Origin of the sequence: Moraxella porci DSM 25326 (assembly GCF_002014855.1) — a bacterium.
GTDB classification, from domain to species: domain Bacteria; phylum Pseudomonadota; class Gammaproteobacteria; order Pseudomonadales; family Moraxellaceae; genus Moraxella; species Moraxella porci.
Window position 1 is genome coordinate 43,455 of sequence record NZ_MUYV01000007.1, and the last position, 15,109, is coordinate 58,563.

General features: G+C 47.9%; 16 protein-coding genes. 12 read left to right on the forward strand and 4 right to left on the reverse strand.

All coding sequences use genetic code 11. The features are described from left to right. Positions 1-41: 41 nt before the first annotated feature. Positions 42-1,703 (reverse strand): electron transfer flavoprotein-ubiquinone oxidoreductase, encoded by a 1,662-nt coding sequence (locus B0681_RS06510; RefSeq protein WP_078317947.1) that lies wholly within the window; start codon positions 1,701-1,703, stop codon positions 42-44. Between the two features lie 350 nt (positions 1,704-2,053). On the opposite strand from B0681_RS06510, the gene B0681_RS06515 reads away from it, so the two are divergent. From B0681_RS06515 to B0681_RS06525, 3 genes are all read left to right on the forward strand, one after another. Continuing rightward, positions 2,054-2,689, forward strand: coding sequence for a DUF1285 domain-containing protein (locus tag B0681_RS06515; protein ID WP_078317948.1), 636 nt, complete (start codon positions 2,054-2,056; stop codon positions 2,687-2,689). A gap of 30 nt (positions 2,690-2,719) precedes the next feature. Next, entirely contained in the window at positions 2,720-3,598 is an 879-nt protein-coding gene (gene murI, locus B0681_RS06520) for a glutamate racemase (RefSeq protein WP_228143875.1), read from the forward strand. A gap of 157 nt (positions 3,599-3,755) precedes the next feature. After that, positions 3,756-3,938: a hypothetical protein gene (locus B0681_RS06525; RefSeq protein ID WP_228143876.1), complete on the forward strand. Its 183-nt coding sequence runs from the start codon at positions 3,756-3,758 to the stop codon at positions 3,936-3,938. A 70-nt stretch (positions 3,939-4,008) separates the two neighbouring features. Here the strand turns inward: B0681_RS06525 and B0681_RS06530 are convergent, their stop codons facing one another. Further along, positions 4,009-5,388: a lytic murein transglycosylase gene (locus B0681_RS06530; RefSeq protein ID WP_078317949.1), complete on the reverse strand. Its 1,380-nt coding sequence runs from the start codon at positions 5,386-5,388 to the stop codon at positions 4,009-4,011. Between the two features lie 287 nt (positions 5,389-5,675). On the opposite strand from B0681_RS06530, the gene B0681_RS06535 reads away from it, so the two are divergent. Continuing rightward, the gene (locus B0681_RS06535) at positions 5,676-6,383 is read left to right on the forward strand and encodes a nitroreductase (RefSeq protein WP_078317950.1); all 708 of its coding nucleotides are present in this window, start codon (positions 5,676-5,678) and stop codon (positions 6,381-6,383) included. 23 nt (positions 6,384-6,406) lie between these two features. Further along, positions 6,407-6,802: a beta-sandwich lipoprotein gene (locus B0681_RS06540; protein WP_078317951.1), complete on the forward strand. Its 396-nt coding sequence runs from the start codon at positions 6,407-6,409 to the stop codon at positions 6,800-6,802. 73 nt (positions 6,803-6,875) lie between these two features. Here the strand turns inward: B0681_RS06540 and msrA are convergent, their stop codons facing one another. Next, positions 6,876-7,394, reverse strand: coding sequence for a peptide-methionine (S)-S-oxide reductase MsrA (gene msrA / locus B0681_RS06545; protein ID WP_078317984.1), 519 nt, complete (start codon positions 7,392-7,394; stop codon positions 6,876-6,878). A 75-nt stretch (positions 7,395-7,469) separates the two neighbouring features. Between msrA and cmoA the strand changes: the two genes are divergently transcribed. The 3 genes from cmoA to B0681_RS06560 all read left to right on the forward strand — a co-directional run bounded on the left by cmoA (position 7,470) and on the right by B0681_RS06560 (position 10,382). Further along, a complete protein-coding gene (cmoA, locus tag B0681_RS06550; RefSeq protein WP_078317952.1) occupies positions 7,470-8,231 on the forward strand; it encodes a carboxy-S-adenosyl-L-methionine synthase CmoA in 762 nt (253 codons plus the stop codon). A gap of 14 nt (positions 8,232-8,245) precedes the next feature. Further along, positions 8,246-9,271, forward strand: coding sequence for a tRNA 5-methoxyuridine(34)/uridine 5-oxyacetic acid(34) synthase CmoB (gene cmoB / locus B0681_RS06555; RefSeq protein ID WP_078317985.1), 1,026 nt, complete (start codon positions 8,246-8,248; stop codon positions 9,269-9,271). 187 nt (positions 9,272-9,458) lie between these two features. Further along, on the forward strand, positions 9,459-10,382 hold the full coding sequence (locus B0681_RS06560; protein ID WP_078317953.1) for a DUF808 domain-containing protein: 924 nt from the start codon (positions 9,459-9,461) through the stop codon (positions 10,380-10,382). 149 nt (positions 10,383-10,531) lie between these two features. On the opposite strand, the gene B0681_RS06565 is transcribed toward B0681_RS06560, so the two are convergent. Next, positions 10,532-11,242 (reverse strand): SPOR domain-containing protein, encoded by a 711-nt coding sequence (locus B0681_RS06565; protein WP_078317954.1) that lies wholly within the window; start codon positions 11,240-11,242, stop codon positions 10,532-10,534. 196 nt (positions 11,243-11,438) lie between these two features. On the opposite strand from B0681_RS06565, the gene B0681_RS06570 reads away from it, so the two are divergent. The 4 genes from B0681_RS06570 (at position 11,439) to B0681_RS06585 (ending at position 14,961) form a co-directional block, all read left to right on the forward strand. After that, entirely contained in the window at positions 11,439-11,675 is a 237-nt protein-coding gene (locus B0681_RS06570) for a DUF2788 domain-containing protein (protein WP_078317955.1), read from the forward strand. Between the two features lie 72 nt (positions 11,676-11,747). Further along, on the forward strand, positions 11,748-12,101 hold the full coding sequence (locus B0681_RS10330; RefSeq protein WP_114144965.1) for a hypothetical protein: 354 nt from the start codon (positions 11,748-11,750) through the stop codon (positions 12,099-12,101). A 141-nt stretch (positions 12,102-12,242) separates the two neighbouring features. After that, positions 12,243-13,370 (forward strand): aminotransferase class V-fold PLP-dependent enzyme, encoded by a 1,128-nt coding sequence (locus tag B0681_RS06580; RefSeq protein ID WP_407661973.1) that lies wholly within the window; start codon positions 12,243-12,245, stop codon positions 13,368-13,370. An 88-nt stretch (positions 13,371-13,458) separates the two neighbouring features. After that, positions 13,459-14,961 (forward strand): aminoacyl-histidine dipeptidase, encoded by a 1,503-nt coding sequence (locus B0681_RS06585; RefSeq protein ID WP_078317957.1) that lies wholly within the window; start codon positions 13,459-13,461, stop codon positions 14,959-14,961. Positions 14,962-15,109: the final 148 nt, after the last annotated feature.

Consider the following 15,109-nt stretch of genomic DNA (forward strand, 5'->3'; position numbering starts at 1 on the left):
CTTAAAAAAAGCACCAAGAGGCTCTTGGTGCTTTTTTGGGTTTACATGTTAGGATAATTTGGGCCACCGCCACCTTCTGGCGTCACCCAAGTGATGTTCTGGGCAGGATCTTTGATATCACAGGTTTTGCAATGGACGCAGTTTTGGCTGTTGATGACAAACTGCGGTTCCTCACCCTCTTTTTGGACGACTTCATACACGCCAGCAGGGCAATAGCGCTGCGCAGGCTCGGCATACAGCGGCAAGTTGACAGCGATTGGCACCGTCGGGTCAGTCAAGCGCAGATGGCATGGCTGATCTTCAGCGTGGTTGGTATTTGAGATAAAGACGCTGGATAACTTATCAAAAGTCAGCTTGCCATCTGGCTTTGGATAATCAGGCTTGTACGACTGTGCTGCTTTATCCAAAGTATCATAATCTGGCGTGGTGTCATTGATGGTCAATGGCATTTTGCCACCGAATAAATTTTGTTCCACAAAAGTGAACGCGCCACCCATCCACTGACCCATGCGATGCATCGCAGGCGCGAAGTTTCGTGCTTGATAGGCATCTTCATACAGCCAAGAGTTTTCAAAGACGCTTTGGTACTCGACCACCTCATCACCGCTGCGACCTGCTTTGATCGCCTCAAAGACGCTTTCGGCAGCCAGCATGCCTGATTTCATCGATGTGTGCGTGCCTTTGAGTTTGGCAGGATTTAGAAAACCTGCATCATCACCGACCAGTACGCCACCTGGGAAGGTGAATTTTGGCAAGCTGTTCAAACCGCCTTTGGTCATCGCGCGCGCGCCATAGGATAGACGCTTACCACCTTCTAGGATCGGGCGGATTAATGGGTGTAGTTTTAGGCGCTGCAACTCATCAAATGGTGAGATGTGTGGATTATGGTACGCCAAATCCACGATCAAGCCGAAGCTGACTTGATTGTCTTCAGCAAAATATAAGAACCAGCCGCCAGTTGAGCCAGTCTCAGACAATGGCCAACCCGTCCCATGCATGATGACGCCTTCTTCGTGTTTGTCGGCATCGATTTCCCACAGCTCTTTTAGGCCGATGCCGTAGTGCTGCGGATCTTTGTCTTTGTCCAGATGAAAGCGGCTGATGAGTCGTTTGCCCAGATGGCCGCGGCAACCCTCAGCAAAGATGGTATATTTGGCAAGCAGCTCATAACCTGGCTCGAAGCTGCCCTTTGGCTGACCTGCAGCGTCGATGCCCATATCGCCAGTTTGTACGCCGCGTACCGAGCCATCTTCGTGGTAGAGGATCTCACTGGCAGCAAAGCCTGGGAACATCATCACCTCAAGGGCTTCGGCTTGTTCGGCAAGCCAACGCACCACATTCCCCAGCGAGACGATGTAGTTACCCTCATTGTGCATACTGGCAGGAACGATGGAACCAGGCAGTTTGGTGGTGCGAGTGGCGCTGCCTAGCATATAGACGCGATCCTCTTTGGCCTCGACCGTGATCGGTGCGCCGCGCGCTTTCCAGTCTGGGATCAGCTCGTCAAGGGCGCGCGTTTCCATGATGGCGCCTGACAAGGTGTGTGCGCCAAATTCTGAGCCTTTTTCTAAGACACAGACGGTGAATTCATCCATGCCGTTTGCGATGGCCAACTGGCGCAGACGAATGGCAGCTGACAGACCTGCAGGCCCACCGCCGACGATGACGACATCAAATTCCATAGATTCGCGTTCGATTTGCATGAAGTATCCTTAATAATAAAATAAAAACTCTCAAATGATATCCAAAGTAGCAGAGGCTGGCAGTTAGCCTGCGATGCTACAGTTAAGCATGTGTCTATTTTAGCAATCTTGGCTAATTAGGCAAGTTTTTTTAAAGCCAGCTTAGTATTTTTGAATGGCCGATGCATGGTTTTTTAAATTTTTACCAAAAAAATTGGCTGCCGTGTAGGCGGGTTTGTGCGGTAAATCTTAGCCAAAAATCGCTTGCAATTCCCCAAAAAATCACCCATCATAACAAAAAATGGCGATGGCATTGACAAGCATTGCTTGTATAGTTGAGCAATATGATCAATCAATCAGGGAGTATACAGATGACACAACATGAATTAAAATCAAATAAAAACAATGAGTTAACCAAAACCCTTACCCAAGATCTACAAAAGCTGGCTGCCGATGGCGTCAGTGATGATAAGCCTGTGCGCAAAATTCCGCCTTTGGAGCGCTGGCAGCCTGAACGCAGCTCACCGATCGATATTGAAATTCGTGATAATGGCGAGTGGTGGCACGAAGGCACAAAAATGACCCGTCAGTCACTGGTGGATCTGTTTGCCAGTGTGTTGTGGGTTGAGATGCATGATGGCCAAAAAGTGCATTACCTAAAAACGCCGACAGATAAATATCAAATACGCGTTGCTGATGCGCCTTTATTTATCAATCAAGTCGATCAAGTGTCCGACAATGGGCAGCTGTGGATCGAGTTTGGCACCACCAATGGCGATCGCATTCGCTTGGATGATCATCATCAGCTGTATTTTAAGAGCCATGAGGGTGGTGAGCGGCTGTATATCGATACGCGCTTTGGCCTCAGCGCACGGCTGATGAATAATGCGATGTATCATCTGATCGAGATGGGCGAGCTCGTGCAGATCAGTGATAATAAGCAAAATAAAACCGTGCTAAAGCTGTCAAGTGGTGGTAAAATTCACCAAATTGATCAGCACGCTTAAGCGGCAGTTTGTAGTTTTTATGGACCATGTATGCGCATGATACACCCACAGTTTGACCCGATGAAGCCCACTAGCCAAGCCCCGATCGGTATTTTTGATTCGGGTGTCGGCGGGCTGTCGGTGTTTCGCCATCTGGCGCGGCTGATGCCCAATGAGCGCTATGTGTATTATGCTGACACCCAAAATGTGCCATACGGCAATAAATCAGGGGATGAGATATTATTTTTGACTTTGCAGGCAGTGGATTGGCTGTGCAAGCAAGGCTGCAAACTCATCGTCATCGCCTGCAATAGCGCATCGGCGCACAGTTTGACAGCGCTCAGAGCCAGATGCAGCGTGCCGATCGTGGGTCTGGTGCCTGCGGTCAAGCCAGCCTGTGAGATCACCACTTCAGGCCAGATCGCTGTGCTGGCCACCCAAGCAACGCTCCAAGGCAGGCTACTACAGCAAGTGATCGATGAGATCGCTACCCCAAAGGGCGTGACCGTGCATAAGCATTTCGAGCCGATGCTCGTGCCGTGGGTGGAGTCTGGCATGCCCATCGATCATCATGTGGCAGATCTATTGATCAAGCAGACTGCAGCGTGGCACGAGGCGGGCATTGATGTGATCGTGCTGGGCTGTACGCATTACCCGTTTTTTAAGGAATTTTTGCAGGCATGGATCGATGACTCTCATCTTTCGATGGCGCTGCTGGACTCAGGCACCGCGATTGCTGAGCGCGTGCGATCGTTGCTTGAGTATTTTGGTTTAAGTGCTGATTCTAGTGAGCGGGATGCGGTGCTGTATTTTTATGCATCGAGTTTGGCAGATCATGTGGTCACGACCGCCAAGCGCTTATCAGGTACGCGGATGGTGTTTGTGGACAGTGATTTTTTGCCACTGGATGATGAGTCATCTTGTGCTTGATGGCTAGCGTCGATTGTGCCAAGAATGTTATATTTTATGAAAATCGGTAAAAAACGCACCGATGATTTGCAATTTTCCTCAAAATTTGTTGTAATGCCACTAAGTGATGCCAATTTTGCATCTGATGAATGTTTTATACCACAACAAGGAGAATGAGATGACAACAGACACTAACAGCACCCTGCGCGAACAAATCGAAAAATTCGACGAGCTATCCGAAGCGATGCACGACGCCGAAAAAAAGCGTACGCTCGAGGAGCAGGTCGAATACCTAAAAAAACAAGGCATCAACCCATCGAAGACCTATGCCGAGTGGGATGATAAAGAAGACGACGCTTGATGGCATAGTCGATGTCGATAATAAAAAAGCTCAAAGTACGATACTTTGAGCTTTTTTTGATGCTGATTGATTATTTGACTGGCACTAATGATGTCGAGCCGTCAGTATTGACTACTCGGCGATAGACAGTGCCTGCACCAGAAATGCCTTGGCTTGGCTGAACCACTGGTGTAGCTTGGATGCTACTGGGTGCCTGCGGTGCTACTTGTGGTGCTGACATAGGCTGTACCGCACTGCTTTGTGTTGTAATCAAGCGATGGAATTTTTGACCCGCTCGGCCATCTGGAGTCACGCCTGCTTTACGCTGATAATCCATGATGGCACGGCGAGTATTATCCCCGATGATACCATCCACTGCACCGATGTCATAGCCAGCGTTGAGTAGCGCTTGCTGAATCTCTTTGGATTCACGGCGACCGATACCTGGGTCATCTGTTGGCCAAGGTGTGGAAAAGTTTGTGTTGGTATTTTCGCTCGTCACCAAATCTGACAAATGAGCAATGGCAAGTGCATAGCTCTCTGACGCATTATAGGCATAAAACGCATCAAAGTTCTTGCCCACCAAGAACGCAGGACCATGCTTACCTGCAGGTAGCAGCAGTCCTGCCGATGCCATGTTATTTGGCAATGGACGACCATCAGGTAGGGTCAGCCCCATATTTTGCCAATGGCTGATGGATTTTTTGTCACGGCGACCGCTTGAGCCGTCATAGCCGTTCAATTTTACTTCATAGCCCCATGGCTCGCCACTGCGATATCCTTTTTTGGCAAGGAAATTGGCGGTACTGGCTAGGGCATCTGCTTTTGAATTAACCAAATCTTTGCGGCCATCACCATCAAAATCCACCGCCAATTCTAGGAATGTGCTTGGCATAAACTGCGTCTGACCAAACGCCCCCGCCCATGAGCCTGTCATATCCTGCGGACGAATGTCACCATTTTGGACGATTTTTAGGGCATTGGCAAATTCACCACGGAAATAGCTCTGGCGACGGTCAAAGCATGATAAAGTCGCAAGGCTGTCAAACAAGTTTTTCTTACCCAAAGTCTGACCAAAATTACTCTCCACACCCCATACGCCAAGCACATGCTCTGCCTTGACACCATAACGGCTCTCGATACGGCGTAAGACATCGGCCTGCTCACGCTTGGCGCGGATACCGTCTTCGACACGCTCGCTATCGACTAGTGATGCCAAATAATCCCAAACATCTTTTTTAAATTCAGGTTGATAATTCAGCGAGCGAATCACCGTCGGGTCAGGCTGACTTGGGCGATAGGTTTCAAAGGTTTGGCTTGAGACACCACGAAACGCACTGCTGTTTTTTAGGCCATCAAGGCATTGTTGAAATTCGCTATTGCTAAGATTGGGTAAATCATTTGCCACCGCCGCTTGGCTCAGTGCCAAACCGCTCACTGCCAATGATAGGACTGAAAGTGTTTTTTTCATAAAAAAATCCTTAGAACCATAATGAAAATTGCAAATAGCCTAAGCTTACCCAATTTTGCCCGTGATTTCAAAATAAACTTGCTAAAATCCGACAATATCAACCATCATGCAACAAATGCGTAACCTAAGCCGAGCCAAAACCAAACAAGATGCACTGCTGTGATGATGCTAGAAGAACGACAGTTTGACAAGTACTAGAAGAACGATAGTTTGACAAGGTAACAGTGCTTTGGCATAATCTTAAAAACTCTTAGCAAAACCACCGCACAACAAACAAGGACTTGCCCATGACCACCCAAGACCAAACTGCCATCGTAGATAGCGTGATCACCGCTCGCCACTCAGTACGGGCATTTTTGGATACGCCTGTCGATACACAGACCATCAAAGATATTCTCACCGTGGCAAGCCGCGCACCATCAGGCACGAACACACAGCCGTGGAAAGTCTATGTGGTGACAGGTGACAAACGAGCCCAGCTGATTGACAATATCTTTACTGCCAAACAAGCCATCGCCGATGATCCAAGTCTTGCGGACAAATTCCAAGAAACTTTCCCCTACTATCCGACCGAATGGATCTCGCCATTCATCGATCGTCGCCGTGAGAATGGTTGGGGACTGTACGGACTTTTAGGCATCCAAAAAGGCGATAAAGAAAAAATGGCGGCACAGCAAGATCGCAACTTCAAGCTATTTGATGCGCCTGTGGGGCTGTTTTTTACGGTGAATAAAGTGATGGGCACTGGCTCAAAGATGGACATCGCTATGATGATCCAAAATGTGATGATTGCCGCCAAGGCTCGTGGGCTTGACACCTGCCCGCAGGCTGCATTCAACCACTTCCACCCTGTGGTGCTTGAGACGATCGGTGCAGGTGATGATGAAGAGCTGGTTTGTACTGTCGCGCTTGGCTATGCCGATGAATCAGACATCGTCAATACCTTTATCACGCCACGCGTGCCTGTGGATGAGTTTGCGGTGTTTTTGGATTAATAGGAGCAAAGGTACCAATTAATATGAAACATGCATTATTCAAAATTTCTGCCCTCGCCATGATGATGACTGCGATAATCAGCTGTAGCGATGCCAACATTGCCAGTTACAACACACGAAAATCAGCGGATAATTTTGAAGTTAATCGCCGTATTGTGTTTTATAATGGTATCACGGATAACTACATCCTTGAGATTGAAGGCAGATGCTCATTTGAGTTGAATGATAGCAAAACTGCTTTTAATGTCATTTGCAAGACAGGTGAAAAAGCATTTAAAAGACATACATTAGTGCTATCTGACAATGTGACAGCATTTGTCGAACAAATTGAGCCCAATCAGGCTGATAGTTATTTTTACCGAGTTATATTCAAGCCGTCCGCTATCGTACCTGATATGGAAGTTAAACTGCCAGAGTAAACTGACAAAGCAAACATACTGGATTGATTATCGCACAATCCAGTATGTTTTGTTAGTATTTATAAACGAAATATCACTTTAATAAATCGGTGAATTTTTCACGCAGTTTTGCCAATTTTGGTGGAATGGCAAAACTACAATACGGCTGGGTGGGGTTATTAGCAAAATAATTTTGGTGATAGCTTTCTGCTGGATAAAACTGCGGTGCCATCTCAAGGCGAGTCACGACCGGGATGCCATCTTTGATAAGCTCATTTATGAGTTGCTCAGCGATGGCTTGATCGGTGTTATCCTCATAAAAAATCACCGATGCATATTGTGTGCCGATGTCATTGCCTTGGCGGTTCGGCGTTGTCGGGTCATGGGTGGCAAAAAACACTGCCAAAATCTGCGATAAATCAATCACTTGATCATCATAGACCACCTGCACGACTTCGACATGACCTGTCGTACCTGTACAGACCGCTTGATAATTGGCGGTATCGGCACTGCCACCTGCATAGCCACTGATGACACTTTGCACACCTTTTAGTGCGCCAAACACCGACTCAGTACACCAAAAACAGCCGCCACCCAACAAGATTGATCGAATCATCGCCACATCCTTAATTTCAAATTGATAAATCAATGCTATAATAAGTCATTTTTACCAGTCTATCATAAGCCTATGTCAAATACCAAGCACGACACGCTATTTACGACACCGCTGGATAAATCGGCTCGTTTTAGCTTTGATGAAGAAGTGGTGGCGTGTTTTCCTGATATGATTCGCCGCAGTGTCCCAGGCTATGGGCAGATGCTTGCCATGTTGCCGATTTTGGCTCGCCGTCATTGCCTATTTCGCCAAAATACGCATGATGGCAAAAAAGTCAGTCGTGTCTATGATCTTGGCACATCGCTTGGGGCGGTGAGTTTTGCTTTGGCGGATAAATTTCGTCCTGATGAGCTTGAAATCCACGCCATCGACATCTCAAAGCCAATGATCGATCGTGCCAAAAGTGTCGTCGGTGAGCATTATCCTGATCATGACATTCGCTTTGAGCTTGCCGACATCACGCAGATGGACTTTGAGCCGTGCGATTTGATTGTTATCAATCTGACCTTGCAATTTCTCAATCCTGATGCCCGCCTAGCCCTACTACAAAAATGCCACGATGCACTGGCTGATGGCGGTATTTTGATTCTCACCGAAAAAACGCACCTAAGCGATGAACAAGATGATGCATGGCGAGTCGAACGCTATTATGATTTTAAGCGAGCCAATGGCTACAGCGAGATGGAAATCAGCGGCAAAAGAAATGCGCTTGAGAATGTACTCATCACCGACACGCTTGAGCTGCATCATCACAGACTGCAGCAAGCAGGGTTTGAGCGTCGTTTGACTTGGTTTATGTTTTTGAATTTTGCGTCGATTGTGGCGTTTAAATAGCGATTTTTAGTATGATGAACACCATTGCCCGTACCGAAAAAGCCTTATTTGACACCTTGTTTGACCTAGCTCAGCATCATCCTGTGGCGTATGAATGGCTCAAACGCCTACCTGATTGGCTTGGCAGTATCAAAAATAAAGAGCGATATGCACACGCCCCGTATTATGAATCCGTGATTAACAAACTGCCTGAAGTATCGCCAACGCATATTGATCTTGATGCCAGCTGTGTCACTGCTCATGTCAGCCTGACTCACAGTGACTATCGCAAAGCCGAAGCACTGCTGAAAAACCTGATGCCATGGCGAAAAGGCGGCTTTATCATCGGTGATGAGACGCATCAAATCCATATCGACACCGAATGGCGTAGCGATCACAAATGGGATCGCGTCTTGCCACACATCAGCGACCTTGGTGGCAAACGCGTGCTCGATGTCGGCGGTGGCTCAGGTTATCATGGCTTTCGTATGATTGGCGCGGGTGCTAGTAGCGTGGTGGTGATTGACCCATCTTGCTTGTTTTATCATCAGTTTATGGCGATACGGCATTTTTTGGGTGAGATGACCAACCGCTTTGGCCAATCACCGATTCATTTTATCCCTGTGGGTTTAGAAGAATTGCCAAATGGCGGATTGTTTCATACCGTCTTTTGTATGGGTGTGCTCTATCATCGTGCTTCGCCGTTTGATTGTTTATTACAATTAAAAAATCAACTGCTAAAAGGCGGTGAACTGGTGCTTGAAACTTTGGTCGTAGAAGGTGATGAAAATACCGTACTTGTGCCAAAAGATCGCTATGCGATGATGAATAATGTGTATTTTTTGCCATCAGTGGCAGCACTGACGCTTTGGCTAGAAAAAGCAGGCTTTGTCGATGTCCACTGCGTCGATATCAGCACCACCACAAGCGATGAGCAGCGTGCGACTGATTGGATGACTTATCATTCGCTATCAGACTTTTTAGATCCCGATGATGACAGCAAAACCATCGAAGGCTATCCACGCCCTGTACGCGCGGTGATGGTCGCCAAAAAGCCTTGACCTGCGATGATACAAACTGGCATTTGTGCCAATTTTATACAATTTACTACACATCATTTGCCAAAGCTTGATTATAATAAGCCAGCTGTCATGCGCTTGGCTTATTTTGTATTTGCCATACCAAACAAATGCAAAAACAACGCATGACAAACCAGTTAAAATAATACTCTAAAATTAAGGTGAAAATATGGCAGGTGGTAGCCTACTGATGTTACTCGATGACATCGCAACGATTCTTGATGATGTCTCAGTAATGACAAAAATGGCAGCAAAAAAGACTGCAGGCGTACTGGGTGATGATTTGGCGCTGAACGCTCAGCAGGTGACTGGCGTGCGTGCCGATCGTGAGCTGTCGGTAGTGTGGGCAGTTGCCAAAGGTTCGTTCATTAATAAAGTCATCCTAGTGCCAGCCGCTCTACTCATCAGTGCGGTGGCAGCTTGGCTGATTACCCCACTGTTAATGCTCGGCGGTGCGTTCTTGTGCTATGAAGGTGCCGAAAAAGTCGTGCATAAATTCGCCCCAAACCTGTTGCCGCATGAGCTTGACGATGATGCCGCACATCATGACCGTCTAGTCGCCAATGCTGATGAGCAGGTGGATTTGGTTGCTTTAGAAAAAGACAAAATCCGAGGTGCGATTCGTACAGACTTTATCTTATCTGCTGAGATCGTGGTCATCTCACTGGGCGTGATGACGGCAGCGACATTTGCAACCAAAGCAGCGGCGCTATCAACGATCGCCATTTTGATGACGGTGGGCGTGTATGGCTTGGTGGCGCTGATTGTCAAGCTTGATGATATGGGCGTGCATTTGCTGAATAAGCCTGACGCATCCTCTCAAGCGATCGGCCGTGCGCTGCTTGCTTTTGCACCAAAGCTAATGAAGTTTTTATCATTCGCTGGTACGCTTGCGATGTTCTTGGTCGGTGGTGGCATCTTGGTGCATGGCATCGATATTTTGCACCATCAAGCCGAAGATCTGGCGGCATTGTCAGGCGTATTTGGCGGCCTTACCGAAGCGCTATATAATGGCGTCGTGGGTCTGATCGCAGGTTTGATTATCCTTGCTGTGGTAATTATGGCAAAGAAGCTATTTGGTAAGAAGCATTAAGTCACCTCAAGCGATGTGGCATTGAATAACTGCCATCGCCAATCAAAAAAAGACGCTTGAATGCGTCTTTTTTGCATATTGTGATAAATTGTTCGGCTGATTTATGAATCACTGGGATAAAGTGAAACACCCCTCGATGCTGACGGCTATCACCGCGTCCGCTGCTCGATGATGATCGAATCGATGCCGTTATTGCGCAGACGAATGCTGGCTGAGGTGGCCTCGCTTTGGCTCATCGGTGTGGAGATGACTTGGTACAGATAGCTGCCATCGTTTAATTCACGACGCACGACGATGGCATCGACACCTGCCATCAGCACTTCAGCGCGCTTTAGGTCGGCTTCGTGGGCTTGCTCATAGCTTTTGATTTGTAAGATGTGGCTGCCTTGACTGGTTTGGACTTGGCTGATGCCGCGCTCTGACTCGCTCATGGTCAGGCGATTGGTTGGCTCATCCGCCTCGGCTGCATCAATGGGTGCAGGTTCGACTTGGCTTGGCGCGCTGTTATTGGCATTAGAATGCACGATCAAATCCGTGCTTGGGGTGGGTAGGCTGACCACCTCGCGCTCTTGAATGCTGACGCCCTCAGGGATGCTTTGAAATTTTTGTTCAGGCAGCACTTCATAAAACTCAAATTCCATCGCAGGACTGGTGGTTTTGATGGGTTCAACCGGCGCTTCGAGTTCAGCGGTACTGCGGCGAAAGCCATCAAACAACGGCGAAAAATACAAAAATACCGACAGCATCACCACCACCAAAGCGCCCACCAACATCCATAATAGGCTGCTTAAGCCTCTGCTGCGGCGGCGCATCTCATCTTTATAGATGGCAGAAGGTTGTTTTTGAGGTCTTGGTGACATGGTGATATCCTTGGGCTGAGCGTACTGGCCAAAGCTGCATCGAGCGGCGCAACTGAACTTAAGATGACAAAATCAATGAATGATGACTATTGTAACAAATTTTTCTAAAAATATCGTGCTTATTGTTGCATGGTGGTTGGTAGTTGGGATAAATATTGTTATAATATGTGGATGAATTATCACAAAGGTGCTTAGCATGTCTGCGATGGCGACGCTATTTTTGGTATCGGCCGAGACGATTACCAAGTTGGGCTTGTATGTATTACTGCCTGTTTTTATTGCATTTTTGATTTTTATTATGTGGGACATCTCCAAAAAATCAAATGCAGGCAGAGCAGGAACATTCTGGATTTTTGTGGCTTTGGGTATGGGTTTTTTTGGATTCATCGCCAAACTTGTGATCGAATTCGTCCTTGAAAAATGGGTTTTATAAGCTTTAAATTGTTCATCGGCATTTGATGACTTGATTGACAATTTTAATTGATCTTAAACTTGGAGAAACGGTATGAAAAATTTTGCACTAATTGCCGTGATGGCAGCAGCAGTGGCGTTGAGCGCTTGCAGCAAGCACCATGAGAAAGTCTATGCGGTAGATCGCGTTGAAGAAGCGCAGGCAGCTGCACTACAAAAGGCGCCACAAGCTGAAGAGATGATTTTTGATGATCATGGACAGCCGACTTTTGTTGAGTTGTCAGGTGGCGCGGCAACTACCACCACATCTGCAGCCGATACTGCCGCTCCAGCTGATGCTGCCACCGATGCCGCTGCGCCTGCAGCTGATGCAACCACAGAAGCTGCGCCTGCAGCCGATGCAACCACAGAAGCTGCGCCTGCAGCCGATGCAGCCACCACCAATTAATCAAATTGATGAATGCTGTTTTATAAGCCTGTGGATTGCCGCAGGCTTATTTTGTATGGATCTGTCATCAGCTGGGTGCTTGATTTTTTTGGCGCAGCTTGATACAGTAGAGCTGATTTTAATGGAATAAGGAAAATACCCATGGCACTACGACACGACATCGACCCTGATGGACTTTTGGAATATTCGGTGGTCTATACCGACCGTGCTTTGAACCATATGTCAGCACAGTTTCGGCAGGTGATGACTGATTTATCCAGCGAGCTCAAATCACTGTATCATGCAGATGCCATCGCCATCGTACCAGGCTCTGGTACATCAGGTATGGAAGCGGTGGCGCGTGCTTTGGCGGCGGACAAGGACTGTGTGGTGGTGCGTAATGGTTGGTTTAGCTATCGCTGGACGCAGATTTTGGATGCCACAAAGGTGGCTAAGTCTGTTGAAGTATTTAAGGCAAGTCAGTCGGACAATGATGGCGTGGTGCAGTTTGCCCCTGCCGATATTGAGACGGTGACGGCTTATATCCGCAAAAATTGCCCGCAGATGGTCTTTGCACCCCATGTTGAGACAGCTTCTGGCATGATGCTGTCGGATGACTATATCCGTGCACTGTCTGAAGCAGTGCATGAAGTCGGTGGTCTGCTTGCCATTGACTGCATCGCTTCAGGTTGTATTTGGCTGGATATGCAGGCGCTTGGCATTGATGTACTGCTATCTGCACCCCAAAAAGGTCTATCCAGCACCCCGTGTGCAGGGCTTGTCATGCTCTCAGCGGCTGCCAAAGAAGCGGTGCTTGCCAGTACGCCATCAAGCTTTGCCTTGGATCTTAAGGCATGGCTCAATATCATGATTGCTTATGAAAACGGCGGTCATGCCTATCATGCGACCATGCCAACTGACGGTATCAAGCAGCTAAGAGATATGCTGTTTGAAGCTCGTGACATCGGCTATGACACCCTAAAAGCTGCCCAAATCAAGCTAGGTACTCAAATCCTAGCCGTGCTAAACGCCAAAGGCATCCAAAGCGTCGCAGCACCTTCTGCTCAGGCCTATGGCGTCGTCGTCTGCCATGCGCCAAATGATGCGGTGCATAAGGGTGCAGCATTTGCCGAAGTGGGCTTACAGATCGCTGCTGGTACACCGCTACAAGTCGATGAACCCAGCGATTATAAGTCGTTTCGCATTGGGCTATTTGGGCTTGATAAGCTGATCGATGTCGATGGCACGACTGAGCGATTTGCCCGTGCAGCGGATCAGGTGTTTGGCTGATCCAAGTTCAAGCCTTTTATCACTACTTGAAAAATCAACAGGCTAGGTGTATGCTTAGCCTGTTTTTTGTGTTTTTTAAGGATAAAAAATGAGCCTAAATCAACTTGCTTATGAGCAAAATTTATCAGTTGTCAAAGACCTAACCCCCCAAAGCCTATGGCAATGGTTCGCCCGCATCTGTGCCACACCGCACCCAAGCTATCATGAAGAAGCTCTAGCCAATGACATCGTGGCATGGGCGAGCTCTCGTGGTATGACAGCCTATCGTGATGGCGTGGGCAATGTGATTATTAAAAAAAATGCTAGCCAAGGCTATGAGCATCATCCGACCATCGCACTACAAGCACACCTAGATATGGTGCCCCAAGCCAATGCCGATACGGTACATGACTTTACCACCGACCCGATACGCCTACGCATCCATCCTGAAGATGGCGAATGGCTGATGGCGACAGGCACGACACTCGGTGCGGATAACGGCATCGGCATGGCAAGCTGTCTGGCTGTCTTGGACAGTGATGACATCGCTCATCCACCACTTGAAGTGCTACTGACCATGACCGAAGAGACGGGTATGATTGGTGTGTTTGGACTGCAGCCGCAGACCTTATCTGCACAGATGATGATCAATACCGACACCGAAGAGATTGGTGAAGTGTATATCGGCTGTGCTGGCGGTATCGATGCGGATATGAGCCTAAAGGTGGATTGGCAGGCATCAACATTTGATACGGCAATTGATTTGACCATCAAAGGCTTGCGTGGTGGGCACTCAGGGATTGATATTCATAAAAATCGTGGTAATGCCATCAAGATTTTGGCGCGCATTTTGGCGGATGTGCAGGCACAATTTGCCGACCGTTTTGGCATCAGTGCCATCACAGGTGGTACGCTACGAAACGCCATTCCCCGTGAAGCGTCGGTGAGTATCGCTTGCCAAGCGGCGGATAAAGATGCCATCTTAGCCATCATTGACCAAAGTATCGCTACTATCACGGGTGAGATTTGCCAAGGCGAACCCAAATTCACCGCCGTCATCAATGATGCCAATGCCCCAAGCCAAGTGCTCGATACACAAAGTACCGCCAAGGCCATCCATCTGATGAATATCCTGCCAAGTGGTGTGGTGCGTTATAGCGATGTTGTGGCGGATACGGTAGAGACTTCATTGTCATTTGGCAAGGCACAGCTGACCGCTGATGCGCTTGAGTGTACGCTACTGATTCGCTCATTGATTGAGTCGGGCAAGGCGGCGGTGTGTCAGACGCTCTCAAGTATTGCTACACTTGCTGGTGCTGATGTCAAATTTGACGGTGATTATGTCGGTTGGACGCCAGACACAGGCTCTGCCATCACAGCGACCACCATGCGACTTTATACTGACATTCTAGGTCATGCGCCAGAGATTAAGGTCATTCATGCAGGGCTTGAGTGTGGATTGATCAAGACCAGTCATCCGACGCTTGACATCGTCTCCATCGGGCCGACCATCAAAAATGCCCATTCGCCTGATGAAATGGTGCATATCCCATCGGTGGTGACTTATTGGACGCTGTTGACACAGATTTTGGCGAATGTGCCAAAGGCGTGATGATAAAACCGTTTGAATGTACTTCAAACGGTTTTGTTTTATAGATCGATTAATACGAGTATGATTTAATTGACAATACTTTGCTGAGAGTACAGTACGCATTTTGGTAATTCATTACAGCGTGGTGGTGATGGTTTGGTGAGTATGG

Bases quoted from the DNA above. Each gene is read 5' to 3' on its own strand.
- B0681_RS06525 (WP_228143876.1), top strand. From the start codon at position 3,756: ATGACAACAGACACTAACAGCACCCTGCGCGAACAAATCGAAAAATTC.
- B0681_RS06565 (WP_078317954.1), bottom strand. From the start codon at position 11,242: ATGTCACCAAGACCTCAAAAACAACCTTCTGCCATCTATAAAGATGAG.
- B0681_RS06535 (WP_078317950.1), top strand. From the start codon at position 5,676: ATGACCACCCAAGACCAAACTGCCATCGTAGATAGCGTGATCACCGCT.
- B0681_RS10330 (WP_114144965.1), top strand. From the start codon at position 11,748: ATGAAAAATTTTGCACTAATTGCCGTGATGGCAGCAGCAGTGGCGTTG.
- murI (WP_228143875.1), top strand. From the start codon at position 2,720: ATGCGCATGATACACCCACAGTTTGACCCGATGAAGCCCACTAGCCAA.
- B0681_RS06510 (WP_078317947.1), bottom strand. From the start codon at position 1,703: ATGCAAATCGAACGCGAATCTATGGAATTTGATGTCGTCATCGTCGGC.
- B0681_RS06515 (WP_078317948.1), top strand. From the start codon at position 2,054: ATGACACAACATGAATTAAAATCAAATAAAAACAATGAGTTAACCAAA.
- B0681_RS06560 (WP_078317953.1), top strand. From the start codon at position 9,459: ATGGCAGGTGGTAGCCTACTGATGTTACTCGATGACATCGCAACGATT.
- B0681_RS06585 (WP_078317957.1), top strand. From the start codon at position 13,459: ATGAGCCTAAATCAACTTGCTTATGAGCAAAATTTATCAGTTGTCAAA.
- B0681_RS06570 (WP_078317955.1), top strand. From the start codon at position 11,439: ATGTCTGCGATGGCGACGCTATTTTTGGTATCGGCCGAGACGATTACC.
- cmoB (WP_078317985.1), top strand. From the start codon at position 8,246: ATGAACACCATTGCCCGTACCGAAAAAGCCTTATTTGACACCTTGTTT.
- cmoA (WP_078317952.1), top strand. From the start codon at position 7,470: ATGTCAAATACCAAGCACGACACGCTATTTACGACACCGCTGGATAAA.
- B0681_RS06540 (WP_078317951.1), top strand. From the start codon at position 6,407: ATGAAACATGCATTATTCAAAATTTCTGCCCTCGCCATGATGATGACT.
- B0681_RS06580 (WP_407661973.1), top strand. From the start codon at position 12,243: ATGGCACTACGACACGACATCGACCCTGATGGACTTTTGGAATATTCG.
- B0681_RS06530 (WP_078317949.1), bottom strand. From the start codon at position 5,388: ATGAAAAAAACACTTTCAGTCCTATCATTGGCAGTGAGCGGTTTGGCA.